This window comes from Gracilibacillus caseinilyticus (genome assembly GCF_022919115.1).
Lineage (GTDB): Bacteria > Bacillota > Bacilli > Bacillales > Amphibacillaceae > Gracilibacillus > Gracilibacillus caseinilyticus.
On record NZ_CP095072.1, the window covers coordinates 279,329 to 304,937 of the forward strand.

17 protein-coding genes, 8 tRNA genes, 3 rRNA genes and 1 pseudogene are annotated in these 25,609 nt (G+C 42.9%); 7 read left to right on the forward strand and 22 right to left on the reverse strand.

Translation table 11 applies throughout. The features are described from left to right. Positions 1–30: 30 nt before the first annotated feature. From MUN88_RS01260 to MUN88_RS01315, 12 genes are all read right to left on the reverse strand, one after another. Positions 31–116: transfer RNA gene (locus tag MUN88_RS01260), tRNA-Tyr, on the reverse strand. 36 nt (positions 117–152) lie between these two features. Continuing rightward, positions 153–228, reverse strand: a tRNA-Phe gene (locus MUN88_RS01265). Between the two features lie 38 nt (positions 229–266). Next, positions 267–343 (reverse strand) — tRNA-Asp (locus tag MUN88_RS01270). 71 nt (positions 344–414) lie between these two features. Continuing rightward, positions 415–491 (reverse strand) — tRNA-Met (locus MUN88_RS01275). Between the two features lie 27 nt (positions 492–518). Beyond that, a tRNA-Val gene (locus MUN88_RS01280) sits at positions 519–594 on the reverse strand. A 43-nt stretch (positions 595–637) separates the two neighbouring features. After that, a tRNA-Glu gene (locus MUN88_RS01285) sits at positions 638–712 on the reverse strand. An 11-nt stretch (positions 713–723) separates the two neighbouring features. Further along, positions 724–815, reverse strand: a tRNA-Ser gene (locus MUN88_RS01290). 2 nt (positions 816–817) lie between these two features. Beyond that, positions 818–892 (reverse strand) — tRNA-Asn (locus tag MUN88_RS01295). Between the two features lie 13 nt (positions 893–905). After that, a 5S ribosomal RNA gene (rrf, locus tag MUN88_RS01300) occupies positions 906–1,022 on the reverse strand. 118 nt (positions 1,023–1,140) lie between these two features. Continuing rightward, positions 1,141–4,052 (reverse strand): 23S ribosomal RNA (locus MUN88_RS01305). 215 nt (positions 4,053–4,267) lie between these two features. After that, positions 4,268–5,830, reverse strand: a 16S ribosomal RNA gene (locus MUN88_RS01310). Together the 16S, 23S and 5S rRNA genes with 8 tRNA genes alongside form the textbook arrangement of a ribosomal RNA operon. Positions 5,831–6,342: 512 nt before the next feature. Then, the gene (locus tag MUN88_RS01315; protein ID WP_244719916.1) at positions 6,343–7,215 is read right to left on the reverse strand and encodes a nucleotidyltransferase-like protein; all 873 of its coding nucleotides are present in this window, start codon (positions 7,213–7,215) and stop codon (positions 6,343–6,345) included. A 208-nt stretch (positions 7,216–7,423) separates the two neighbouring features. Between MUN88_RS01315 and MUN88_RS01320 the strand changes: the two genes are divergently transcribed. Continuing rightward, positions 7,424–7,780: a YgzB family protein gene (locus MUN88_RS01320; protein ID WP_244719918.1), complete on the forward strand. Its 357-nt coding sequence runs from the start codon at positions 7,424–7,426 to the stop codon at positions 7,778–7,780. Positions 7,781–7,855: 75 nt separating this feature from the next. On the opposite strand, the gene perR is transcribed toward MUN88_RS01320, so the two are convergent. The 4 genes from perR to MUN88_RS01340 form a co-directional block, all read right to left on the reverse strand. Then, entirely contained in the window at positions 7,856–8,305 is a 450-nt protein-coding gene (gene perR, locus MUN88_RS01325) for a peroxide-responsive transcriptional repressor PerR (protein WP_244719920.1), read from the reverse strand. 168 nt (positions 8,306–8,473) lie between these two features. Continuing rightward, a complete protein-coding gene (locus MUN88_RS01330; RefSeq protein ID WP_244724266.1) occupies positions 8,474–9,031 on the reverse strand; it encodes a cob(I)yrinic acid a,c-diamide adenosyltransferase in 558 nt (185 codons plus the stop codon). Positions 9,032–9,223: 192 nt separating this feature from the next. Then, positions 9,224–9,691, reverse strand: coding sequence for a thioredoxin-dependent thiol peroxidase (bcp, locus tag MUN88_RS01335; protein ID WP_244719922.1), 468 nt, complete (start codon positions 9,689–9,691; stop codon positions 9,224–9,226). Positions 9,692–9,751: 60 nt separating this feature from the next. Next, the gene (locus tag MUN88_RS01340) at positions 9,752–10,165 is read right to left on the reverse strand and encodes a potassium channel family protein (RefSeq protein WP_244719924.1); all 414 of its coding nucleotides are present in this window, start codon (positions 10,163–10,165) and stop codon (positions 9,752–9,754) included. Between the two features lie 67 nt (positions 10,166–10,232). Between MUN88_RS01340 and MUN88_RS01345 the strand changes: the two genes are divergently transcribed. The 5 genes and pseudogenes from MUN88_RS01345 (at position 10,233) to MUN88_RS01365 (ending at position 16,316) form a co-directional block, all read left to right on the forward strand. Next, entirely contained in the window at positions 10,233–10,934 is a 702-nt protein-coding gene (locus MUN88_RS01345) for a response regulator transcription factor (protein ID WP_244719926.1), read from the forward strand. Next, positions 10,931–11,935, forward strand: a complete 1,005-nt coding sequence (locus MUN88_RS01350; RefSeq protein ID WP_244719928.1) for a sensor histidine kinase — start codon at positions 10,931–10,933, stop codon at positions 11,933–11,935. Before MUN88_RS01345 ends, MUN88_RS01350 begins: the two co-directional genes overlap by 4 nt. A 362-nt stretch (positions 11,936–12,297) precedes the next feature. Beyond that, the gene (locus tag MUN88_RS01355) at positions 12,298–13,074 is read left to right on the forward strand and encodes an ABC transporter ATP-binding protein (RefSeq protein WP_244719930.1); all 777 of its coding nucleotides are present in this window, start codon (positions 12,298–12,300) and stop codon (positions 13,072–13,074) included. Next, positions 13,049–14,956 carry an FtsX-like permease family protein gene (locus MUN88_RS01360; protein WP_244719932.1) on the forward strand — a complete coding sequence of 636 codons (1,908 nt, stop codon included), beginning with the start codon at positions 13,049–13,051 and terminating at the stop codon, positions 14,954–14,956. Before MUN88_RS01355 ends, MUN88_RS01360 begins: the two co-directional genes overlap by 26 nt. A gap of 68 nt (positions 14,957–15,024) precedes the next feature. Then, positions 15,025–16,316, forward strand: a pseudogene (locus MUN88_RS01365) (glutamate-1-semialdehyde 2,1-aminomutase). A 182-nt stretch (positions 16,317–16,498) separates the two neighbouring features. On the opposite strand, the gene MUN88_RS01370 reads toward MUN88_RS01365, so the two are convergent. Both MUN88_RS01370 and bcbE read right to left on the reverse strand, forming a co-directional pair. Next, complete coding sequence (locus MUN88_RS01370; protein WP_369809927.1) at positions 16,499–17,737, reverse strand: IS256 family transposase; 1,239 nt, start codon at positions 17,735–17,737, stop codon at positions 16,499–16,501. Between the two features lie 747 nt (positions 17,738–18,484). Next, positions 18,485–19,690, reverse strand: a complete 1,206-nt coding sequence (bcbE, locus tag MUN88_RS01375; protein ID WP_305852487.1) for a bacillibactin exporter BcbE — start codon at positions 19,688–19,690, stop codon at positions 18,485–18,487. Between the two features lie 160 nt (positions 19,691–19,850). Between bcbE and MUN88_RS01380 the strand changes: the two genes are divergently transcribed. Then, positions 19,851–20,948, forward strand: coding sequence for an FUSC family protein (locus MUN88_RS01380; protein WP_244719941.1), 1,098 nt, complete (start codon positions 19,851–19,853; stop codon positions 20,946–20,948). 242 nt (positions 20,949–21,190) lie between these two features. On the opposite strand, the gene MUN88_RS01385 is transcribed toward MUN88_RS01380, so the two are convergent. The 4 genes from MUN88_RS01385 to mutY all read right to left on the reverse strand — a co-directional run bounded on the left by MUN88_RS01385 (position 21,191) and on the right by mutY (position 25,562). Continuing rightward, complete coding sequence (locus MUN88_RS01385; RefSeq protein WP_305852488.1) at positions 21,191–22,939, reverse strand: ABC transporter ATP-binding protein; 1,749 nt, start codon at positions 22,937–22,939, stop codon at positions 21,191–21,193. Positions 22,940–22,967: 28 nt separating this feature from the next. After that, the gene (gene ntdP, locus MUN88_RS01390; RefSeq protein WP_244719944.1) at positions 22,968–23,498 is read right to left on the reverse strand and encodes a nucleoside tri-diphosphate phosphatase; all 531 of its coding nucleotides are present in this window, start codon (positions 23,496–23,498) and stop codon (positions 22,968–22,970) included. Positions 23,499–24,208: 710 nt separating this feature from the next. Beyond that, a complete protein-coding gene (locus MUN88_RS01395; RefSeq protein WP_244719947.1) occupies positions 24,209–24,382 on the reverse strand; it encodes a gamma-type small acid-soluble spore protein in 174 nt (57 codons plus the stop codon). Positions 24,383–24,494: 112 nt separating this feature from the next. Beyond that, positions 24,495–25,562, reverse strand: a complete 1,068-nt coding sequence (gene mutY, locus MUN88_RS01400; RefSeq protein ID WP_244719950.1) for an A/G-specific adenine glycosylase — start codon at positions 25,560–25,562, stop codon at positions 24,495–24,497. Positions 25,563–25,609 lie beyond the last annotated feature (47 nt).

A 25,609-nucleotide genomic window follows, 5' to 3' on the forward strand; every position in this document is an offset into this window, starting at 1 on the left:
ACAATAAATAATATAATTATTAAATTAAAATGGTGGAGGGAGTAGGACTCGAACCTACGAACCCGATGGGAGCGGATTTACAGTCCGCCGCGTTTGGCCAACTTCGCTATCCCTCCATAAAAATATAAACATAAACGTGAATTTTTTTAAAGTGGTGGCTCGGGACGGAATCGAACCGCCGACACACGGATTTTCAGTCCGTTGCTCTACCGACTGAGCTACCGAGCCATATTAATGAATGAAAACATGATATGTTGTTTTATAAGTGGCGGTCCGGACGGGACTCGAACCCGCGACCTCCTGCGTGACAGGCAGGCATTCTAACCAACTGAACTACCGGACCATTAGGTTGCACCCAATGGGCACTACGAACATTTTCTTTCGAAGAAATTATTTCATCGTAGTAAGAAAAATTGGTTGCGGGGGCAAGATTTGAACTTGCGACCTTCGGGTTATGAGCCCGACGAGCTACCAGACTGCTCCACCCCGCGATAATATAAATAATGTTAATTTAAAAATGGTGGAGGATGCAGGGCTCGAACCTGCGACCCCTTGCTTGTAAGGCAAGTGCTCTCCCAGCTGAGCTAATCCTCCATTTGAAAGGATTTATACTTTCCTAAAAGTTAAGTGGCATTTATGGTGACCCGTACGGGATTCGAACCCGTGTTACCGCCGTGAAAGGGCGGTGTCTTAACCACTTGACCAACGGGCCTATATTTAAAGTGGCGGAGAGCGAGGGATTCGAACCCTCGGTACGGCGTTGACCGCACACACGATTTCCAATCGTGCTCCTTCGACCACTCGGACAGCTCTCCATTGGCTCCACAGGTAGGATTCGAACCTACGACCGATCGGTTAACAGCCGATTGCTCTACCACTGAGCTACTGTGGAATGGAATGAAATTGCTTGGCAACGTCCTACTCTTGCAGGGGCGCGAGCCCCAACTACCATGGGCGCTGAAGAGCTTAACTGCTGTGTTCGGCATGGGAACAGGTGTGACCTCTTCGCTATCGCCACCAAGCCTGTACTGTTTTCAGTGACAAAGAATATTATACTATGTATTTTGAAAAAATCAAGTATAAATTTAAAAATACTTTCAAAACTAGATAAGAATTTTTGACATCAACAAAACCGTTGGTATAGATAAGTCCTCGATCTATTAGTATTCGTCAGCTTCACATGTCACCATGCTTCCACCTCGAACCTATCAACCTCATCGTCTCTGAGGGATCTTACTCACTTACGTGATGGGAAGTCTCATCTTAAGGGGGGCTTCATGCTTAGATGCTTTCAGCACTTATCCCTTCCACACGTAGCTACCCAGCGATGCTCTTGGCAGAACAACTGGTGCACCAGCGGTGTGTCCATCCCGGTCCTCTCGTACTAAGGACAGCTCCTCTCAAACTTCCAACGCCCACGACGGATAGGGACCGAACTGTCTCACGACGTTCTGAACCCAGCTCGCGTACCGCTTTAATGGGCGAACAGCCCAACCCTTGGGACCGACTACAGCCCCAGGATGCGATGAGCCGACATCGAGGTGCCAAACCTCCCCGTCGATGTGGACTCTTGGGGGAGATAAGCCTGTTATCCCCGGGGTAGCTTTTATCCGTTGAGCGACGGCCCTTCCATTCGGTACCGCCGGATCACTAAGCCCGACTTTCGTCCCTGCTCGACTTGTAGGTCTCGCAGTCAAGCTCCCTTCTGCCTTTGCACTCTGCGAATGATTTCCAACCATTCTGAGGGAACCTTTGGGCGCCTCCGTTACATTTTAGGAGGCGACCGCCCCAGTCAAACTGCCCACCTGACACTGTCTCCGAACCGGATCACGGTTCTGGGTTAGAAGGTCAATACAGCCAGGGTGGTATCCCACCGGCGCCTCCACGTAAGCTAGCGCTCACGTATCTCAGGCTCCCACCTATCCTGTACAAGCTGTACCAACATTCAATATCAGGCTACAGTAAAGCTCCACGGGGTCTTTCCGTCCTGTCGCGGGTAATGCGCATCTTCACGCATAGTATAATTTCACCGGGTCTCTCGTTGAGACAGTGCCCAAGTCGTTGCACCTTTCGTGCGGGTCGGAACTTACCCGACAAGGAATTTCGCTACCTTAGGACCGTTATAGTTACGGCCGCCGTTTACTGGGGCTTCGGTTCAACGCTTCGCTAATGCTAACGCATCCCCTTAACCTTCCAGCACCGGGCAGGTGTCAGCCCCTATACTTCGCCTTACGGCTTCGCAGAGACCTGTGTTTTTGCTAAACAGTCGCTTGGGCCTTTTCACTGCGGCTTCTCGCAAAAGAAGCACCCCTTCTCCCGAAGTTACGGGGTCATTTTGCCGAGTTCCTTAACGAGAGTTCTCCCGATCACCTTAGGATTCTCTCCTCGCCTACCTGTGTCGGTTTGCGGTACGGGCACCCTTTTCCTTGCTAGAGGCTTTTCTTGGCAGCGTGAAATCCGGAACTTCGGTACTATATTTCCCTCCTGATCACAGCTTGTGATTGCCAGACGGATTTGCCTATCTGACTCACTTACTGTTTCAACGCACACATCCAGTGGTGCGCATTCCTTATCCTTCTGCGTCCCCCCATCACTCAAACGGAATTGGGTGGTACAGGAATATCAACCTGTTGTCCATCGCCTACGCCTTTCGGCCTCGGCTTAGGCCCCGACTAACCCTGAGCGGACGAGCCTTCCTCAGGAAACCTTAGGCATTCGGTGAAGAAGATTCTCACTTCTTTTTCGCTACTCATACCGGCATTCTCACTTCTAAGCGCTCCACCAGTCCTCACGGTCTGACTTCGCTGCACTTAGAACGCTCTCCTACCATTGATCGTAGATCAATCCGTAGCTTCGGTGATACGTTTAGCCCCGGTATATTTTCGGCGCAGCGTCACTCGACCAGTGAGCTATTACGCACTCTTTAAATGATGGCTGCTTCTAAGCCAACATCCTGGTTGTCTATGCAACGCCACATCCTTTTCCACTTAACGTATACTTTGGGACCTTAGCTGACGGTCTGGGCTGTTTCCCTTTCGACTATGAACCTTATCACCCATAGTCTGACTCCCAAGGTAATATGATTGGCATTCGGAGTTTGACTGAATTCGGTAACCCGGTAAGGGCCCCTAGTCCAATCAGTGCTCTACCTCCAACATACATGCCTTGAGGCTAGCCCTAAAGCTATTTCGGAGAGAACCAGCTATCTCCGTGTTCGATTGGCATTTCACCCCTACCCACACCTCATCCCCGCACTTTTCAACGTGCGTGGGTTCGGGCCTCCAGTCAGTGTTACCTGACCTTCACCCTGGACATGGGTAGATCACACGGTTTCGGGTCTACGACCACCTACTAAAACGCCCTGTTCAGACTCGCTTTCGCTGCGGCTCCGTGTCTTCCACTTAACCTTGCAGGGGATCGTAACTCGCCGGTCCATTCTACAAAAGGTACGCCGTCACCCATAAAAGGGCTCCGACTACTTGTAGGCACACGGTTTCAGGTTCTCTTTCACTCCCCTCCCGGGGTGCTTTTCACCTTTCCCTCACGGTACTGGTTCACTATCGGTCACTAGGGAGTATTTAGCCTTGGGAGATGGTCCTCCCGGATTCCGACGGAATTTCACGTGTTCCGCCGTACTCAGGATCCACTCCGGAGGAAACACATTTTCGACTACAGGATTGTTACCTTCTATAATGGGCCTTTCCAGACCACTTCGTCTAATGTATTTCTTTGTAACTCCAAAGGAGTGTCCTACAACCCCAAAAAGCAAGCTTTTTGGTTTGGGCTAATTCCGTTTCGCTCGCCGCTACTCGGGAAATCGCGTTTGCTTTCTCTTCCTCCGGGTACTGAGATGTTTCAGTTCCCCGGGTCTGCCTCATTTATCCTATGGATTCAGATAAATGTTCTACTCCATGACGAGCAGAGGGTTTCCCCATTCGGAAATTCTCGGATCAAGGCCTACGTACGGCTCCCCGAGACATATCGGTGTTTGTCCCGTCCTTCATCGGCTCCTAGTGCCAAGGCATCCACCGTGCGCCCTTCTTCACTTAACTATACTTACTTTATTCCAATGAAAAGCGAGTTGGTTATTGTTTGATGTCTTGTCATCAGTTTCGTTTCCACAGCTGTCAAGCAGTTGCTTCCACGTCCTGATTACTCTTATCTAGTTTTCAAGGTACAAGTTCAAGAGAGTATTGATCTCTCAAAACTGAACCAAACAACCAAGTATGATTTGTCACCTTGTAAAAGGTGTTCCTATAATCCTTAGAAAGGAGGTGATCCAGCCGCACCTTCCGATACGGCTACCTTGTTACGACTTCACCCCAATCATTGGCCCCACCTTCGGCGGCTGGCTCCAAAGGTTACCCCACCGACTTCGGGTGTTGCCAACTCTCGTGGTGTGACGGGCGGTGTGTACAAGGCCCGGGAACGTATTCACCGTGGCATGCTGATCCACGATTACTAGCGATTCCGGCTTCATGCAGGCGAGTTGCAGCCTGCAATCCGAACTGAGAATGGTTTTATGGGATTTGCTTGACCTCGCGGTTTCGCTACCCTCTGTACCATCCATTGTAGCACGTGTGTAGCCCAGGTCATAAGGGGCATGATGATTTGACGTCATCCCCACCTTCCTCCGGTTTGTCACCGGCAGTCACCTTAGAGTGCCCAACTTAATGCTGGCAACTAAGATCAAGGGTTGCGCTCGTTGCGGGACTTAACCCAACATCTCACGACACGAGCTGACGACAACCATGCACCACCTGTCATTCGGTCCCCGAAGGGAACTCCCTATCTCTAGGGACATCCGAAGATGTCAAGACCTGGTAAGGTTCTTCGCGTTGCTTCGAATTAAACCACATGCTCCACCGCTTGTGCGGGCCCCCGTCAATTCTTTTGAGTTTCAGCCTTGCGGCCGTACTCCCCAGGCGGAGTGCTTAATGCGTTAACTGCAGCACTAAGGGGCGGAAACCCCCTAACACCTAGCACTCATCGTTTACGGCGTGGACTACCAGGGTATCTAATCCTGTTCGCTCCCCACGCTTTCGCACCTCAGCGTCAGTTACAGACCAGAGAGTCGCCTTCGCCACTGGTGTTCCTCCACATATCTACGCATTTCACCGCTACACGTGGAATTCCACTCTCCTCTTCTGCACTCAAGTTCCCCAGTTTCCAATGACCGCTTGCGGTTGAGCCGCAAGATTTCACATCAGACTTAAGAAACCGCCTACGCGCGCTTTACGCCCAATAATTCCGGACAACGCTTGCCCCCTACGTATTACCGCGGCTGCTGGCACGTAGTTAGCCGGGGCTTCCTCGATAGGTACCGTCAAGGTGCCGCCCTGTTTGAACGGCACTTGTTCTTCCCTAACAACAGAACTTTACGATCCGAAAACCTTCTTCGTTCACGCGGCGTTGCTCCGTCAGACTTTCGTCCATTGCGGAAGATTCCCTACTGCTGCCTCCCGTAGGAGTCTGGGCCGTGTCTCAGTCCCAGTGTGGCCGATCACCCTCTCAGGTCGGCTACGCATCGTTGCCTTGGTGAGCCGTTACCTCACCAACTAGCTAATGCGCCGCGGGCCCATCTGTAAGTGATAGCCAGAGGCCATCTTTCAACATTCCTTCATGCGAAGCAATGTATTATCCGGTATTAGCCCCGGTTTCCCGGGGTTATCCCAATCTTACAGGCAGGTTGCCCACGTGTTACTCACCCGTCCGCCGCTCGTTCCACTAACGTCCTCCCGAAGGATTCAGTTAGCTTCCCGCGCTCGACTTGCATGTATTAGGCACGCCGCCAGCGTTCGTCCTGAGCCAAGATCAAACTCTCAATAAAGTTGACTTGCGCTCGCTTCTATAAGCTAGCTTGTTTATTAATTCATACTGGTTGTTTTGTTCAGTTTTCAAAGATCAAATTATTTCGCTGTTTTTTGAGACAGCTTTATTATTATATCATCTCTCAAAATTAATGTCAACAACTTTTTTGAAGCTGTTTGAGATGAAATTGTTTCGCTGTTTTCTCGACAACTTTTATATCATATCAACTCTTGAAGTTGATGTCAACAACTTTTTTAAGTAATTTTCAAAGCTGTTGGCGATAAAATTGTTCTGTCGTTTTCAGCGACGTCTAATAATATACCATGTAATTTCTGAAAGTGTCAATAACTTTTTCTGATTTTTTATAAGATCTTTTAATCTTCTTGAATTCACCAACTTCTAACGCCAACAAAAGCAGTATATGCTGCCCATTTAGATGTGTGCATCACTTTATGAGATTCATATTTTATTTCTATAGTAGTAATGCGGAAGGGAACTCTCTCTACAAAAAAAGCAAAAGCATAAAGGCTTTTACTCTTGAGATACTCGATATTTACGATGTCGAATGGTTTTACTCTTTGTTTCTTCCAGAACAACTTCAATGACATTCTTTCCAACTAAATATTCAATCGCACTTACCAGATCATACGTATACGGTTCTACATCGGGATGTGTCTTCAGCTCACCAAATCCCCACGGTGCATCCTTCTTCTGCATGACTTCGAGCAAATGCTCTGCACATTGCTCCGTGCGTTTGTTCAAGGCAAAGTCTATGGCAATCATCATTAATTCCACACGCTTCTGTGTTTCCTCTGTACTTCTCACTAATTCTTCATATAGCTTATATATTTCGGGATCAATTCGTTTTACTTGATGCCACACCATTACTTCAGGATGATAACCTTTCTCTAAAATTGCAATTCTCCCTAAATAATGTAGTGAACGTAACAATCTGCTGTATGCATCAAGAAAGTTACCTGATTCATACAAATTACGTGCTTCACTATAACTTCTTGTCAGCTTTGAAAACTCAATAGCTAATCGTAATTTTCTTTGTTCGTAAGGAAATACACGCAATGTTTCTTTTAAATTAGCTACATATTCGTTCCGGTCAAAAATGACCTTCCCGTCAATTATCCATTCCACCGCTCTTCGGTAGGAACTAGTCTCAATCCATTCTTCTAATAAATCCCTGTCAATGACATGAAGTGCCGCAGATTGCTCCTTGAACTCATAGTGTTTCACAATCCATTGTTCTTCTAAATCCTGTACCACCACTAACAATATCGAATCAAAGTTATCAGTCTCCGGACTAATCGTTTTCTTTTTCTCCATGATCAGAATGCCCAGAGTGTTACGGTTACTGGCCCTTTCCTGATAAATCGGGCGTAACATATCTTCCATTGAGTCTCCCCCTTTACTCATACATAATATATTTCGATAAAAAATGGCGAATCCCTTCAAATTCGAGAAATTTTTATAAATTCATATTTTATTACCCTTTTTTGTAAAGAATAAACACCTATTATTAAACATTCATTAATCGGTTGCAAGCATTTTCCTGCTAATTATGCTATACTACAATCGACATATCATATTTGGGGGAAGGCTTATGGCTGAAATTACCTATAAAAATAAAATAAATAGAATTAGAACCTTTGCATTGTCCTTGGTGTTCATTGGTTTCATTATCATGTATGTAGGACTCTTGTTTAAAGACATACAATGGCTGATGCTAGTTTTCATGATTCTCGGTACGCTATCCGTTGTCTTCAGTTCGGTCGTATACTTCTGGATCGGTCTTCTGTCAACCAGGGCTGTCCAAATTATTTGTCCAAGCTGTGAGAAGCCAACGAAAATGCTCGGACGTGTCGATGCCTGCATGCATTGCAGACAGCCATTAACAATGGACAAGAATCTCGAAGGTAAGGAATTTGATGAGAGTTATAATAAGAAGAAACGTCGCTAACTTATGCAGCGACGTTTTTTTATACACAAAACAAAAAAACACACGTGCAATAACATTGCATCGTGTGTTTGAACATTAAACGATTTGTTTCTTTTCTTTTTTGCATTCCTGGCAAACACCGTATACTTCCATTCGGTGATGGCTTACATCAAACCCTGTGATTTGTTCTGCTAATGATTCCACTTCATCAAGACTCGGGTAGTGAAAGTCAACAATCTTGCCGCAGCTTTCACAAATGATGTGATAATGCTTGGATGTATTAACGTCAAAACGACTAGAAGAATCACCATATGGCAATTCACGCACTAACCCGATTTCACGGAATACACGTAAATTGTTATATACAGTTGCCACACTCATATTCGGAAACTTTCCTTCTAACGCTTTATAAATATCATCAGCAGTAGGGTGAGTCTCAGCATTCAGTAAGAATTCCAACACCGCATGACGCTGTGGTGTAATACGAACGCCTGATGATTTCAGTTTTTCTACCGCTTCTTGTAGCATATGTTCAGACACCGCCATGCACCTCACTTTCCTACATATTAGTAAAAGTTATTTGTGCCAAAAATTAGCACTAATTAAAACAGTACCAGTATTAACACAATTATCACTTTATAATTCTTATAATTAGTGTACTCCTTAAGTACATGTTATGTCAATATAAGTATACGTGCTCACAGCAAAATTATGCTAGATATCCGCTTTTAACGGCTTTTCTTCATCACCCATGAAATAATTTACAGAGCGTGCCACGACAAAAAGATAGTCCGATAATCGATTCAGATACGTTATAGCTAATGAATCGGTTAATTCCTTCTGCAGCCCAATCGCTAGCCTTTCTGCTCGTCTTGCAACCGTTCGTGCATGGTGCAACGAGCTTGCCGCCTGATGTCCTGATGGCAAAATAAAGTTACGTAATTCCGGCAACGCTTCCTGCCAGTCGTCAATTTGTTCTTCTAATTGTGTAATATGGCGTTCCTGCAATTGCCATGCTACCTCTTTATCTTCCGGTGTTGCTAATTCCGAACCGACATGGAATAAAATCGTCTGGACATGATCCAGTTCATCCAGCATTTGATCCTTATTTAGAAAATTAATTGCCTCGATCATGCTAATCGCCTGGCCAATGACAGCATTTACTTCATCACACGTGCCATACGCTTCGACACGAAGATGATTTTTCGGCACTCGCTTTCCGTAAATCAGGGAGGTTTGTCCCTTGTCACCAGATCTCGTATAAATCCGCATCATTTCTCCACCTCTTACAGTGTTAGAAAAACTCTGCATTTGCCTCGCTTTATAGCGAGTGCCAAAGTTTTTCTTATACTTGGTACACTTTAAATTTTCACTACGTTGAACTGCTTCTTGGCTAAAATTTTATACTTATCTAACGTGTAAAAAAGTGTAAGCACTGAACATGCTTACACTTCCTTTTCTACCTTATAATTCTTCACGAATATAATTTAACGCTTTTTCCACATGTCCTTTTACCTGTACATTGCGGAATTCTTTTCGAAGGACACCTTCTTTATCAATGATGAAAGTCGAACGAACAATTCCCATATATTCATTGCCGAATTTCTTCTTCAATTGCCATACGCCAAATTGCTCGGCAACTTCCTTGTCCTCATCGACTAACAATTCAAACGGTAATTCATGTTTATCAATGAATTTCTTGTGACTTTCTTCAGAATCCGGACTAATACCAAGAATGACTGCGTCTAAGTCTTGGAAGCTTTCGTAATTATCGCGAAAATCGCAAGCTTCTGTCGTACATCCTGGTGTATCGTCTTTTGGATAGAAATAAAGTACAACATGTTTGCCCTTGTAATCAGACAGGTTTACTTTTTCACCTTTATTATTTGTTAGTGCAAAATTCTCTACTACTTGTCCTACTTCAACTGTCATGTAAACACCTCCACAATCATTTCTTACTGCTAGCGTATCTGAAAAAAGCGTAACACTCAACTAATACACATCTCTTTTATCATTTCCTTGCCAGATCTTCAGAAAAAATGCCGGAGGTAAGATATAACCGATGAGCGATTCAACCAGTGCTAATAACCTTCCCCATCCGATCGGCGTAATATCACCGTAACCGACTGTCATTAACGTCACCCCGCTAAAATAGAACGAATGTGCCAGTGTTTCAATTGGTGGTAATTGATGCAGCCTGCCATCATCGAGTAACAGTACCCCCTGAAATGATAGGACAAAATATAAACACGCGAACGAACTCAACACGGTAAAATAAACGGCAAGCAACGTATAAAACATTTCATAGGAAAAATAACTGCGCTGATGGGCTTTTCCAAATATAAACGCATATAAGCTGCCCATTAATAAAAACACGATCAGCAAAACCGACACTAAACCGATCATCGAACTCCCCCTCCTATTTATTTTTCCCTTTTTTTAGTATACGATGGAAAAATAGGAGTGATGACGAATGCGGCGAATTTATATAGTCGAGGATGATCCGAAGATTTGCGATATTCTCGCTGACTTTTTACATAAATACGATTATGATGTTACAACCGTTCAAGACTTTGATCGAATTGATCAGGAATTTAAAGATGATGATCCTCAGCTTGTCTTATTAGATATTAACCTGCCACGGTTTGATGGTTTTTACTGGTGCAGGAAACTTCGTGCGTTGAGTAACTGTCCGATCATCTTCATCTCGGCTCGAGACAGCGGCATGGATCAGGTAATGGCAATCGAAAATGGCGCCGATGATTACATTACGAAGCCCTTCCAGCTCGAAGTAGTATTGGCCAAAATCAAAAGTTTGATGCGCCGTGTGTATGGTGAATACCGCAACCAGAAAGAAAATCCAATTATGGACATCAGCGACCTCCAGCTTGATACGTCTTCCTTTGTACTTACCTTTCAATCCCGACACGTCCAATTAACAAAAAAGGAATTTCTACTGGCCCAAGCATTACTTTCCAATATCGAAAAAGTGCTGTCGCGCGAATATTTGTTAGAGCGCCTTTGGGATGATCAGGACTTTGTCGATGATAATACACTTAGTGTCAATATTACGAGGGTGCGGAAGAAGCTAGCGGATATCGGTATTGAAGGTGCCTTAATCACGATCCGCAGCGCTGGTTATAAATTAGTAAACGTATGGGAGACATTGCAATGATCGCCTATATAAAAGATCAAATCGGAGCTATTATCTTTTTTTATAGTCAAATTGGAATTATCATGGTGATCGCAGAACTCGGCAGCTCTTTATCTGGTGGAGAAATTGGGGCGAGCACATACGGTTATATGCTGTTGATTGTGACATTTTTTCAAATCGTCTATCATGTGTACCGCTACTTTAAGTTTCGCGACATTTATCGTTATGCAGTCATCAATGCTTCGGAAACCGCCTGGCTGCCGGATACACCAGATCAGCTGACCACTCAATTAAAAGAGCATTACGAGAAACAATATGATTATTACAAGCAAGAGCTTGAAAGACTCCATCATGAGAAAAAGCAGGAAACCTTTTTTATGCAACAATGGATTCATCAAATGAAGACGCCTTTATCGGTGATGCGGTTAACAATCGACAAGGAAGAGCCCCATTTGCCACCTGCCATGAAGCAGGATCTCGATGAAGAATTGGACCGGATCAAGCACGGTCTCCAGCTTGCCTTATACCAGTCACGGCTCCAACAGTTTGAACGCGATTTTCATGTTGAAAAAATCGTGTTAGCCGATCTGGTACGGAGCATCATACAGGAGTACAAGTCTAGTTTTATCCGTCATCGTGTCTATCCAAAGGTTGATATGGACACGTCACTTACTATCTATTCGGATCAGAAGTGGCTCGGCTTTGTCATCGAACAGATCACGAGTAATGCAATTAAATATTCGCAGCATACCAATGACACGGTTCTTTTTCGGGCGAGTATAGAGAATGACGGGATTGTGTTAGCGATTCAGGATCATGGCATCGGGATTGCCAGGCAGGATCTCACACGCGTTTTCGATCCTTTTTTTACAGGGAAAAACGGCAGACAAGTCCAGGAATCGACCGGGATGGGATTATATTTGGCGAAACAGATTTGTGACGCTTTAGATCATAAGCTTCTGGTTCAATCAGAGGTTCAGCAAGGGACTATTCTTTCGGTTGTGTTTGATGTGGAGCAGTAAAGGTGTTTTTAGCATTGGGCACGGATTTGGTCGGTTATTTGTGGGTTTTGGCTGGTTGTGAGGGCTATCGGACATTTGGTACTTTGATTCTGGGCTATTGTCTGATTAAACGCTTCTTTCGGACAATTCACGCTTCGTGACATGAGTTATTGTCCGAGTGAGCACCTCTTTCGGACAGTTCTCACTCCATAACACGCGAATTTGTCCGAGTGAAGCATTCTCTCATACTTCATCCTCTCCCACCCCTAAAAAATCTTACAAAATTGTAAGATTTCTTTTTTATTTTGAAAGAATAATCAATAGGTCTTTCACCCCAGAATCGATATAATGAAGCTACAGCAAAAAAAGAAAGGATGCGTACGATGAATGTATTAGAGGCTAGTAATATATCAAAAGTATACGGCAGTAAGCGTGGAGTTGAGCACAAAGCGATCGATAATCTATCACTTGCGATTGAAAAAGGAGAATTTGTCGGCGTGATGGGCCCATCCGGAAGCGGAAAGACGACATTGCTTAATATGCTGTCAACGATTGACCGGTTGTCGGCCGGAAAACTGACCATCAACGGTGAGGAAATCAACCGCTTAAATAAATCAAAGCTGGCAAAATTCAGACGAAGAGAAATGGGCTTTATTTTTCAAGATTTTAATTTACTAGATACATTAACAATAGAAGAAAATATCATGCTCCCTCTTACACTGGACGGCTGGAAAGTGAAGGAGATGGAGAAGAAGCTTGCGGAAGTGGCCAAACAATTGGGGATTGATTCGATTTTGCGTAATCGCAGTTTTGAAGTTTCCGGAGGGCAAATGCAGCGGGCAGCGATTGCGCGAGCGATTATTCATGAGCCTGCGATTATTTTTGCCGATGAGCCAACCGGGAATCTTGATTCGAAATCATCGAAGCAAGTGATGAACGCCTTATCCCAGTTGCATCAGCATAAAGAAGCAACCACTCTGATGGTGACGCACGATCCATATGCCGCAAGCTTCTGCCAGCGTATTCTGTTTATTAAGGATGGCCGCATCTATAATGAACTGGTTAAAGGAGATAGTCGGCAAGCCTTTTTCCAGGAAATCTTAAATGTGCAGTCGATGCTAGGGGGAGATACGGATGACCTTCAGACAATTCGCGTTTAATAATGTGAAGCGAAACTTCCGTCAGTATCTCAGCTACTTTTTCAGCTGTATGTTTTCGGTGGCTGTCTTCTTCATTTATGCAGTCATTATGTTTCACCCAGAAATGGAAGGACATACTTTCCGCCAAACGGTCCAGCGTGGCATAACTGCAGTGGAGATCATCATTTTCGTCTTTTCATTTTTGTTCATCCTCTATTCGACTGGGGCATTTGTTAAATCACGCAAGCATGAGTATGCGATCTTAATGACATTAGGCATCGGCAAAGGGCAACTGAACCGTTTATTAATTTTAGAAAATACGATTATCGGTCTGGTTTCAATCATCGCCGGTCTTCTTGTCGGGACACTGTTTGCCAATATTTTTATCATGGGTTTTTCGAATTTGCTTGATTTAGAGGAATCGCTTGGGTTCGTGATCGCCTGGAAGGCACTCGCTCTGACAGTTGCTGGTTATTTTGTCATGTTCGAGATCAATTCGATCCTCGTCGTTTGGACATTAAGATTAAATTCGATTGTCAGTCTTTTTAAAGGAGCTCGCGGTCCGAAAAAGACACCAAAATTCTCTTGGATTCTGTCTATCATCGGTTTGGCATTAGTGATCGCCGCTTATTATTTAGCCGCTACCGCCAACTTGATCACAATTTTCGAACGAATGTTTATCATTCTTGCACTGATCGTTCCGGGAACTTATCTGCTGTACACTCAGTTCTCGGTATTATTGATCCACCTTTTGAAGAAAAACAAAACACTGTATCTGAAGAAAACGAACCTGTTAACGATTTCTGATCTCGGCTATAAATTAAAGGATCATGCTCGTCTCTTATTTTTTGTCACGATATTAAGCGCAGTGGCATTTACAGCGAGTGGTGTGATCTATGGAATATACCAAAGTGCAGAAACAGAAGCATCGGCCTATATACCACAGGATGCTTCCTTCCTTAGTAAAGGGGAAGAAAATATTGCCCAGATGGATCAAGAAGTTAAAAAAATAACCGATGGGCTGAAGCAGGAGGATATTTCTTTTCAAACGCTAATCGTCGATCGGACCCAGGCGCAAACAATGATTGATGGAGAACAAGTCTGGATTGATTTACTTGCCTATTCCGATTACCGCGCATTAGCAGAACTGCAAGGAGAATCTGTCATACAGTTGGGAAACGATGAAGCCATGCTGCTACAGTATCATTACATGACGGCGGTCGCTCCATTTAATCAAGATCAGCTCACCATCGAATCGGAAGAGGCAAAGGTGACGTTACAGGCGAGAGCAGCAGCTAAATCAATCCTTAATCCAAACTTTCAAACGACCTATACGGTTGTCGTACCGGATCGTACGTTTAGTGAGTTTGCAGCTGTTGCACAGCCAAACGAACATTACCGTTACGTGGCGTTATTCATCGACAATTGGACAAGTAACGCCGAGATGATAACGGAAAAACTGGCGCTAGCGGACACCGATATTACGGTTACACATTCTACTGCAGATCAGTACTTGATGTTTAGAGACTCTTTCTCCTATGCCTTATTTTTCGGATTATTCGTCAGTGTCTTATTCTTCTTAGCGGCAGGCTCGATCCTTTACTTTAAGCTGTACCAGGATCTTGACAAGGATATCCAGCGGTATCAATCCTTATACCGGATCGGCTTAACCGTCAAAGAGATGAAACAATCAGCAACTCGCCAGATAGGCTATTTATTTTTCACGCCGTTCGTATTCGCTGTAGTCCATGCCGGCTTTGCCTTTTGGGCGCTGCAAAATATGCTCGAGTCATCGATTCTTTTGCCGAGTATCCTGTTAATCTCATGCTATTTGGCGATCTACGTGATTTACTTTTTCTTTGTCAGAGGCCTGTATATTAACAAAATAAAACAAGTGATGTAAGCTGTTTTCCCCTCCATGTGAGAAAATGCTATAATAGAGAGTGCATTTTCTTACTTGGAGGTTTTTTCATGCAAATTACTCAGTCAGAAGCTTTACATAAAGAAGCACAACAGCACATTGTCGGTGGAGTCAATTCACCATCACGCGCGTATAAAGGCGTAGGCGGCGGTACACCGGTATATATGGAACGAGGTGAAGGCGCGTATTTCTGGGATGTTGATGGCAATAAGTACATCGATTTTCTCGGCGCTTATGGACCGATCATCACTGGCCATGCTCATCCTCATATTACCGAAGCGATTAAAAAAGCCGCGGAAAAAGGCGTGCTCTACGGTACACCAACAAAGCTGGAAAATATTTTTGCCCAAAAACTAAAAGCAACCATTCCTTCTATGGAAAAAGTCCGTTTTGTTAATTCCGGTACAGAGGCGGTCATGACTACCGTTCGTGTCGCCCGTGCTTATACCAACCGCGAAAAAGTGATCAAATTCGCCGGTTGTTATCATGGCCATTTTGACACAGTATTGGTACAGGCAGGTTCTGGCCCATCCACTTTAGGAAATCCTGATTCTGCTGGAGTGACGAAAGCAACTGCGCAGGAAGTAATCACCGTTCCGTTCAATGATATCGAGGCATTTCAAGTAGCACTTGATCATTGGGGCGATCAGGTTGCCGCCATTCTTGTTGAGCCGATTGTCGGTAACTTCGGTATCGTCGAGCCTGCGGAAGGATTTTTGCAACAGGTCAATGATCTCGCGCATGACGCTGGCGCACTCGTCATCTATGATGAAGTGATTACCGCTTTCCGTTTTACGTACGGCTCCGCTCAAAAAATCGTCGGTGTCGAACCAGACATGACCGCCCTTGGCAAAATTATCGGAGGCGGCCTGCCAATCGGAGCATATGGCGGTAAACAGGAAATCATGGAAACCGTCGCCCCACTTGGGCCAGCCTATCAAGCCGGCACCATGGCAGGTAACCCTGCATCCATGTCCGCCGGGATTGCGTGTCTCGAGGTATTAGAAGAAGCTGGGCTCTATGATCGATTAGACCACCTTGGTGCAATGTTGGAAAAAGGAATGCTGGACGCTGCCGAAAAACACGGCATCAAGATTACTGTGAACCGTTTAAAGGGGCACTAACGCTCTATTTTGGTTCAGAAACAATCACAAATTATGCCCAGGCAGAAGCATCTGATGGCGAAAAATTTGGACAGTTCTTCAAATTAATGCTGCAACAAGGTATTAACTTGGCACCATCCAAATATGAAGCATGGTTCCTGACCATTGCTCATACCGAGGATGATATTAAAGAGACGATCGCTTGTATTGATAAAGTCTTTGCTGAGATGGCTTCTTAAAGATGAAAAGGTTCCGATTACGATAATCGGAACCTTTTTTGGGGTGGGAGTCTTTTGGGAATTAGGGGTTGAGTGGTGAAATTGGGGGAGCATTTTCAGGTGTAAGGCTTCTTGCAAATTGGCAAACGCCTGAAGTTTGTATATCTTCAGGCGGAAAGGGCTTGTCAAGAAAAGTGTGTAAGTCATTCCAAATACTTTAATACACGATCCTTGAGGTGGTCATGAATTAATAACTGGTTCATCACCATGGCCCATTGCTGAATATGGCCACCTTCCCATTTATTTTCAAGTTCTTTTGTTCGTAAATATAAGACTTTTAATAGGGCATTCTCGTGTGGGAATGCTCCTTTTTGGGTAACTTTACGATAGCTGGAGTGAACACTTTCTACGGCATTTGTTGTATACATGATTTTGCGAATCGCACTACCGTAATCAAAAAGCTGTTCCACATGAGAAAAATGACGTTTCCACACATCAATGGCTCCAGGATAAGAAGACCATTGTTGTTGAAAGGTTTCAAAGGCGCTGCGACAAGCTTTTAGACTAGATGCTCCATATACTTTTCGTAAAGCAGCTGTGAAAGGTTTATAGTCTTTACTTGGTACATATTTAAGTGAATTTCGAATAAGGTGAACGATACAACGTTGGACTGTTAATGCCGGGAATATGGCACGAGCACCTTCTTCTAAGCCACTCACGCCATCGATAGATAGAAAGAAAATATCTTCTACCCCTCTTGTTTTAATCTCATCAAAGATTTGCATCCATTTATGCTTACTTTCGGTTTCATTAAGCCATAAGCCAAGTATCTCCTTTTTGCCTTCCATGGTGTAGCCTAACATCGTATAAACCGCATATTTCTTCGTTTCATAGTCATTGCGAATAGTGGCATAAAGGCAGTCTACAAAAACAAAAGGATAACACGGTTGTAAGGGTCTGGTTTGCCATTCTTCTAATTCTGTTAACACGTGATCCGTAATGTTAGACACCATTTCATGAGACACAGAAAACCCGTAAATATCTTCAATAGTCGAAGAGATATCTCTTTGAGACATACCACGGGCGTACATGGAAATTACTTTGTTTTCAATAGCTGAGACATCTCGTTGGCGTTTGGGAATGACTTGTGGTTCGAAGGAGCCGTCACGATCTCTTGGCACTTCTAGTTCCACTTCTCCAGTTGATGTTTTGACCGTTTTCTTTCCGTATCCATTACGTCGGTTTTCCGTATTTTTTTGGCCCTTTTCATTGGAGGAGTATCCTAGGTGATGGTCCATTTCGCCTTTTAGCATCGTCTCAAACATTGGTCCGAAAATGTCTTTTAATGCATTTTGCATGTCTTCTACTGTTTCAGGTTGATACTGTTCGATAATCTTGTTCGCTAAATCTACGGAGTTAGGATCTCTTTTTGGTTTCCCCATTTCAAACACTCCTTTAGCTTTATACTTTTATTCTAACAAATAAAAAAACTGTGTGAGTAAGAAACCGTACGCATTTCTTACTTACACAGTTAATATTACACTCCCGGCGGAAACACCATCTCAAACTGAATTAACGCTTGAACTTTCCTCTCCTTAAGGCGAAAGCACCATTCCAAACTCAGCTAACGCTTGAACTTTCCTCTCCTTAAGGCGAAAGCACCACCCCAAACTCAGCTAACGCTTGAACTTTCCTCTCCTTCAGCTGAAAGCACCATTCCAAACTCAGCTAACGCTTGAACTTTCCTCTCCTTTAGGCGAAAGCACCATTCCAAACTCAGCTAACGCTTGAACTTTCCTCTCCTTCAGCCGAAAGCACCACCCCAAACTCAGTTAACGCTTGAACTTTCCTCTCCTTTAGCCGAAAGCACCATTCCAAACTCAGCTAACGCTTGAACTTTCCTCTCCTTAAGGCGAAAGCACCACCCCAAACTCAGCTAACGCTTGAACTTTCCTCTCCTTCAGCTGAAAGCACCATTCCAAACTCAGCTAACGCTTGAACTTTCCTCTCCTTTAGCCGAAAGCACCATTCCAAACTCAGCTAACGCTTGAACTTTCCTCTCCTTCAGCCGAAAGCACCACCCCAAACTCAGTTAACGCTTGAACTTTCCTCTCCTTTAGCCGAAAGCACCATTCCAAACTGAGCTATAGCCTGAAGCTTCACTTACCATCTCCTCCAGGCTCAAAAAGTTATTTCGCTTCTTCTTTTCCCGGTTTAATCGCAAAGAAACAAATCAATAAGGCGATGGCACTTAATCCCGCCAAGAAATAATACATCCAGTCGATTTTGTTTTCGATAAAAATAGCAATAATTGGTGGACCTGCTGCTACACCGAGAAATCGCATACTGCTGTAAAGTGAAGTTACGGTTCCTCGGATATCTTTTTCAATACCTTCCGTAATTAAAGCATCCAGTGTTGGCAATGAAATACCGATACCGATTCCTGCAACAGAAAGCAGAAAAGATAGAAAAAACAACGAGCCATCTGTTTGAATGAAGATCAGTGGAATTCCACCTACTGCGTTTCCGGTCAATATCGCCCACTTCATCACGACTTTATTCTCCCCTATTTTCTTACCTGCTGCATAGGAAGCAATACATAAAAATAATAGTGGAATCGCCAGGACCATGCCTTTGATTACGCCTTCCAAATTAAATTGCTTTTCCAACAAGGAAGAAAAATGAAATAAAAAGCCAAACAAAATAAACATATTAATACAACCAATTAAAAAAGTGCTCACAAGCCATTTTCCATTATCGCGAAACACTTGCTTAATAAGCTGCAGAAATTTTTTAAACGACTGCTTCTTCTCTTGCTTTTGATCTTTTGGTGCTTTGACGAAGAATAGCACTAACACTATGGCAATTCCCGAAAAAATCGGGATGAATAAAAACGGCAGAAACCAAATAAACATAGCTAGTAGTGCGCCGATAATAGGGCTTAGCACTTTTCCGAATGTGTTGGATGTTTCAATTAAGCCCAGGCCCGCACTAACGTCTGATTCGTCATCAAACATATCGCCGACTGTTGGGATAACCACCGGAAAGGCACCGGAAGCACCGATACCTTGCAGAAACCGACCTATTAAAATCATCATAAACGGGTTATCCAATTTCCAGGCTGCAAACGCAGAGATCAAGCCACCTATCCCTGTAATGATCAAACTTGGAACGATTACTTTTTTTCTCCCAATTTTATCGGACAAGTATCCGGCAAATGGGATGAGAAGGATAGCCACAATCGAATACACCGTAATAATTAAACTGGATTGAAATGCACTGATACCGATTTCCTTCTCAATAATGGGAAGAATCGGGATCAGCATAGAATTTCCTAATGTCATAACTAATGGTATGGACGCAAGAGCCATCAGATCTAATTTTTTATCTTTCACGTTTTTCCCTTCCATTCAGCGGATATATATTACTATATTTATTGTTCTCGGATACTTCTTTTTCATGCTTGGTTTTTTTTGTTAGTTCACTACTACCACATGTATTCGACAAAACTGCTATACTGAAATTATTGATATTATTTTGTAAGGATGATTTATTATGAAGTTAGGCGCAAGAATGTTAAAAACTGGATTTTCCATCACAGTTGCACTATACATTGCCCAAATGCTCGGACTGGCAGCAGCTACTTACGCGGGAATCGCGGCAGCTTTTGCTGTACAGCCAAATATTCATCGTTCTTTTCAGACCATGCTGGAACAAATATATGCCAATTTATTCGGGGTAACGTTCGGGGTACTCGTCGTGTACGGCTTCGGAAATGACCCTATTGTGATCGGTTTAACCATTATCATCGTTATCGGACTATGCATGTATTTTAAATTAACAGAAAACACGATTACACTGGCTATATTAGCTGTTTTGGCAGTAATGGAAACAACAGAAATGATGCTATTTACATTTGCTGGTTTTCGTTTTTCCGCACTATTGATAGGGATCTTGTCCGCATCTTTAATTAACATGTTATTTTTACCACCGAAATATGAGCTTAGATTATTTAAATCGATTGATCGTGTCACGTCGGATATTCTGCAGTGGCTCCGTATTTCTACCCGTCATTTATCCGATGACCCGGCACTAAGAACCGAAATCGACCGAATCCAGGCAGAGGTAAGAATTATCGACAACACGTACCTGCTGTTTAGCGAAGAACGTATTTACCGAAAAAAACTACGCTTGCCAAAAATGCGTAAACTGATTATCTTTCGCCAAATGATTAATACATCAAAACGTTCACTCGCCACTTTGGAAGCTTTCCATCAATATGATGATAAAGTGGAAAACATTCCAAAGGAGTTCCAGGATGTACTCGTAGATGAACTAGATAAAATCATTTATTCTCACGAACGTCTGCTGCTAAGTGCGATGGGAAAAATTAAAAAAGATCCGACACGTTCCATTGAGGATATCACCGATCCGGATATCTCTCACCTCGTACAGACATTAATTAATGTATATGAAAAAGACGACAAGGATCGCCTGGCATTATTGCCATTGGCAGCAAGACTGATGGAATACCATAAAGAAACGTTACATCTGCAACGTATTTTAAATAGTTATCAAAAGTTTCACGATGACCTTGATTTCAATTTCAAAAAGAAACGAAAAAATAGAAGGATTATTCCTACGTTGTTCTAGTTCCTAGGAAAAACCGGAACCTACCTATAAAGTACTATGTAAATATACCAGGTATGTCAATGTAGTAATTTTGATATGTTTTATATGCTAAACAAAACTCCGGAAATATGCCCCACAGGACGCGAAGTGGTTGGCCAGAGCGATATTCTGGCACATGAATCATTTCAACATTACACATAAGCTAGTTTATAATTTCTTATCATAATAAAAAACGCTGTTCATCTAAACAGCGTTTTTTTCATTTATACATCCAATTCTTGTACTTGATAAAGATTGTAATAATGGCCTTGTTGTTGTATTAATTGTTGATGGGTGCCTTGTTCGACGATTTCACCGTTTTCGATCAGTACGATTCGGTCTGCGTGTGTAATTGTCGACAGACGGTGCGCAACGATGAAGGTGGTTCGATCTGATGCGAGTTTTTCCAATGCTTCCTGAATCAAGTGCTCACTTTCTAAGTCAAGCGCTGAAGTCGCCTCATCCAAGATTAGTAAAGGAGGATTTTTCAAGAAAACGCGTGCGATCGCGATTCTCTGTTTTTGACCGCCTGATAACTTCACACCCCGTTCTCCTACAAGCGTATTGTAACCATCTGCTAATTCGGTAATAAATCCGTGAGCATTTGCTGCCTTGGCCGCTGCTACAACTTCTGCATCGGTTGCTTCCGGATTTCCCATGCGGATGTTCATTTCAATCGATTCACTAAATAAAATATTATCTTGCAGAACCATTCCGATATTATCACGTAAGGATCGAGCCTGGACATCTCGAATATCCTGACCATCTACTAAAATCCGACCGCTCGTTACATCATAAAAGCGCGGAATTAAACTAATAATGGTTGACTTTCCACCACCACTCATCCCGACCAAAGCGATTGTCTCGCCTTGATTAACTTGTAGCGAAATATCATTCAAGACTAGCTCTCCATCCTTCTCATACTGGAAGGAAACACGGTCGAATTCAACGGTACCATCGACTGTTTGCAATTTCGTTGCATTTGGCTTATCTTTAATATCGTATTTTTCATCCATTAGTTCAAAAACACGGTCCATCGAAGCAATCGATTGAACTAATACGGTCGATGAACTAATCAACCTGCGCAGCGGGCTGTACACACGATCCATGTATCCAACAAAGGCAGCGATCGTACCTACCGTTAGATTGGCTGTAATTGCAAAGTACCCAGCAAAACCAATAACAAGTAATGGAGCGACATCCGTTATCGTGTTCATAACGGCAAATGTTTTAGCATTCCATGACGTATGATCAATGGCTCGTTGCAGGAAGTTTTGATTTTTTTTCTCAAATTCCTTCTCTTCATAATCTTCCAATGCAAAGCTACGCGTCACCGGAATCCCTTGAACACGTTCATGTAAATGGCCTTGCACCTGGGCAAGTGCCTGTGATCTGTTTCTGGTCAAGTCACGTAATTTCCCATAAAAAATTTTCACAGATATGGCGTATAGTGGGAATAACGCAATTGATACGATGGTTAACCAGACATCCATAAATAACATAATGATGATAGCAATAACAATTGTAACTAAATCCAGCCATATATTCATAAGCCCTGTCATGACAAAATTCTTTGTCTGTTCGACATCATTTATTACCCTGGAAATAATTTCGCCAGTTTTCGAGCGTGAATAGAATTGCAAGCTAAGCCGCTGAATGTGATCAAACAATTTTTCGCGAATATCAAACAATATTTTATTTCCTGTCCATTGTGCCAAATACTGTCGATAGTACTCAATCGGTGGCCTTAAAGCAATAAACAACACACCGGCTATTCCCATCAGCCAAAATAATTGTGTAAGTTTTTCGTCCGATGTCATGTTCTCTGCCCCGACGATATCATCGATAACATATTTGACAATTAAAGGCATTAAAAGAGGGATTCCGAATTTCACAATCCCTATCAGTATCGTTATTAATATCTTCCATTTATACGGAAAGACATATTGCATATATCTTTTTATACTATCCAATGATGCAGCCCCCAATCCGATGAATCCACTACGAACGATATGTTAAGTAGAATTCATACCATTGATCGACAAATTCTGGTGAAAATGGTCCTTTGCGTTGTCGTATCCAGTTCAGTAAATTGTCGACGTTGTTCCATAATATTTTGTCCAAAACTTTCGGATAATTCATTTGTTGTTTATGAATTTCATACTCATCTTCATCTAATAGCGTATAAGTCATATCTGGAAAAACTTTGACATCTAAATCATAATCAATATATTTGATTGCTCCGTCTTCAAAAACAAATGGAGAACTAATATTGCAATAATAATGGATGCCGTCGTCACGTAACATACCGATGACATTAAACCAATACTTAGCATGAAAGAAACATATTGCTGGTTCCCGAGTTATCCATGTTCGACCATCACTTTCGGTCACGAGTGTTTTATCATTAGCTCCTATTACCCGATTACTCGTCCCTTTTAATACAGTAGTGGTATCCCAGACACGATGGAGCTGACCGTTATGCTTATAGCTTTGAATTTGTATAATCTTTCCTGGTTCAAGGCCATCCATTCGTATCTTCCTTTCTTTTATTTCGTGGTACTAATCATTATAACGATATTTATAGGCAATTGAAAATAATACAATCGGTATTCACAAGTGCCAATTCGTCTTTAATCAATTATGAACGTAGGCAGGCGATCTTAAACCTGCTGAAGAGGAATCAAGTAGCATCTGCAAAAGCTCTCCTGACAATCAACATTATATATGCAACTACCTATAATACGGATTATGTAAAGTGGAAATGTATGTCATTGTGGTATTTTTGAAATGTTTAGTGTGCTAAGTCAAGCTCCGGAAATAGAAGTTGTACAATGTTTGCAACAGCTGTAATCAGCAGTGCTAGGCATTACGAAACACTAAAATGAGTTTAGCCTTGTAGATAGTGCTCTATATCCTTTCTGTCACATTAGTTGTAGAGCTAAACATGAGCGTAGGCCAAACATGTAGACTCCCGCGGGACGTGCAGGTGGTGGAAGATCCACTTTGTGAAGCCCTTTCTTCACAAAGTTAGCTTCAGCCGTGCCCCGCAGGACGCGAAGTGGTTGGCCGGAGCGGTAACCTAGCACACTAAACATTTCAAAATGGATGCAACGTTAGTTTACATAATCCGTATATAAGAACTCATATCAAACTCCACCAAAACAGTCATTCTCTTCTTTACCCATATATAAAAAAACCTGATTCCCCCATTGGGAATCAGGTTTTTATTATTACCATTGTTATTTCTTTTTGTTTTGAGACTTTTGGTTTTGTTTGCGTACTTCTTGTGCATTTGTTTCGCTTGCAAACTCAGTACCATATTGTCCTTGACCTTGTGCTGCCTGTTGATTTTGACGCTGTACTTCTTGTGCATTTGTTTTGCTTGGGTTGTTTGGATTGTTTTGTTTAGCCATCAATATCACCTCCACGACTATTAATTTACCCAGCATCATTTTTTTTATCCAAAAAAATAATACTTTTCGATGGAGATTAATTTTATGAAGTTTACTTAACAAACAGCATAAATCACGGCAATTGTTTATAAATATTTTGATGGGAAACGGGTAGTGGATATGGCGTCATTTCTTCTTTTGTCACCAGTACCATATTTTTATCCGCTGCATGCAATGTACCTTTGACCCGAATGTAGCGCACTTCTAAAAACCATGTTAAATGGGAAAAAACATGCTTTACAGTCTCTAACTTCTGCATATCAGACACTTTGACATCAAATTTCTCTTCCACATAAGCGGCTATGTAATGTTCTCCTACTTCAACAGGTTTCACCATAGGAAATTGCCAAAGCTGTGCCAGCAAGCCTTGATTCGGTCGCTGCTCTAAAATGAATTTTCCGGTATCATCTTCCACTACTAGCGCAAAATAAGTATGGACAGATTGCTTTGTTTTTTTCTTCTTAATAGGTAAAGACTGTTCCACCCCATCGCGGAAAGCAGTACAATGCTCTTGAACCGGACACAGTAAACAACTCGGACTTTTTGGTGTACAGATCAGCGCTCCTAATTCCATGAGACCTTGATTAAAAGCAGATGGATTTTCACTCGAAATCAGATCACGAACCGCCGCTTCAAATGTTTTTCTTGTTTTTGGTTTGGCAATGTCTTCTTCTATTCGCAAAATTCTTGATAATACTCGCATGACATTGCCATCAACGGCAGGCTCTGGAATTCCGTATGCTATACTTAAGATAGCACCCTTAGTATACGGACCAACACCTTTCAGATCGCCTAACTGCCTGGGATCGTCCGGCACTTTCGCGTCATATTGTTCGACTACTTCTTTAACCGCCGTTTGCAAATTACGAGCACGTGAATAATAGCCTAATCCTTCCCAGGCTTTTAAGACTTCTTGCTCATTTGCGTTTGCTAACGCCGATAACGTTGGAAAATGGTCGATAAAATTTTTAAAATAGGGAATAACGGTATCAACTTTTGTTTGTTGTAACATGATTTCAGATACCCATACTCGATAAGGATCACGATTCTCTCTCCATGGTAACGACCGCTGTTCTTTCTCAAACCATGTGATTAGATCCTCACGGAATTGGGGTATATTGATAGTAGATGTATAATTCAATGATTCCTCATCCTTCGTAATACAGTATTGATTAAGACTAGAAAGGG

Bases quoted from the DNA above. Each gene is read 5' to 3' on its own strand.
- MUN88_RS01330 (WP_244724266.1), bottom strand. From the start codon at position 9,031: ATGCGGATTTATACGAGATCTGGTGACAAGGGACAAACCTCCCTGATT.
- MUN88_RS01395 (WP_244719947.1), bottom strand. From the start codon at position 24,382: ATGGCTAAACAAAACAATCCAAACAACCCAAGCAAAACAAATGCACAA.
- MUN88_RS01340 (WP_244719924.1), bottom strand. From the start codon at position 10,165: ATGATCGGTTTAGTGTCGGTTTTGCTGATCGTGTTTTTATTAATGGGC.
- MUN88_RS01370 (WP_369809927.1), bottom strand. From the start codon at position 17,737: ATGGGGAAACCAAAAAGAGATCCTAACTCCGTAGATTTAGCGAACAAG.
- MUN88_RS01315 (WP_244719916.1), bottom strand. From the start codon at position 7,215: ATGGAAGATATGTTACGCCCGATTTATCAGGAAAGGGCCAGTAACCGT.
- MUN88_RS01345 (WP_244719926.1), top strand. From the start codon at position 10,233: ATGCGGCGAATTTATATAGTCGAGGATGATCCGAAGATTTGCGATATT.
- MUN88_RS01355 (WP_244719930.1), top strand. From the start codon at position 12,298: ATGAATGTATTAGAGGCTAGTAATATATCAAAAGTATACGGCAGTAAG.
- bcp (WP_244719922.1), bottom strand. From the start codon at position 9,691: ATGACAGTTGAAGTAGGACAAGTAGTAGAGAATTTTGCACTAACAAAT.
- MUN88_RS01360 (WP_244719932.1), top strand. From the start codon at position 13,049: ATGACCTTCAGACAATTCGCGTTTAATAATGTGAAGCGAAACTTCCGT.
- perR (WP_244719920.1), bottom strand. From the start codon at position 8,305: ATGGCGGTGTCTGAACATATGCTACAAGAAGCGGTAGAAAAACTGAAA.
- ntdP (WP_244719944.1), bottom strand. From the start codon at position 23,498: ATGGATGGCCTTGAACCAGGAAAGATTATACAAATTCAAAGCTATAAG.
- MUN88_RS01350 (WP_244719928.1), top strand. From the start codon at position 10,931: ATGATCGCCTATATAAAAGATCAAATCGGAGCTATTATCTTTTTTTAT.
- MUN88_RS01380 (WP_244719941.1), top strand. From the start codon at position 19,851: ATGAAGTTAGGCGCAAGAATGTTAAAAACTGGATTTTCCATCACAGTT.
- MUN88_RS01320 (WP_244719918.1), top strand. From the start codon at position 7,424: ATGGCTGAAATTACCTATAAAAATAAAATAAATAGAATTAGAACCTTT.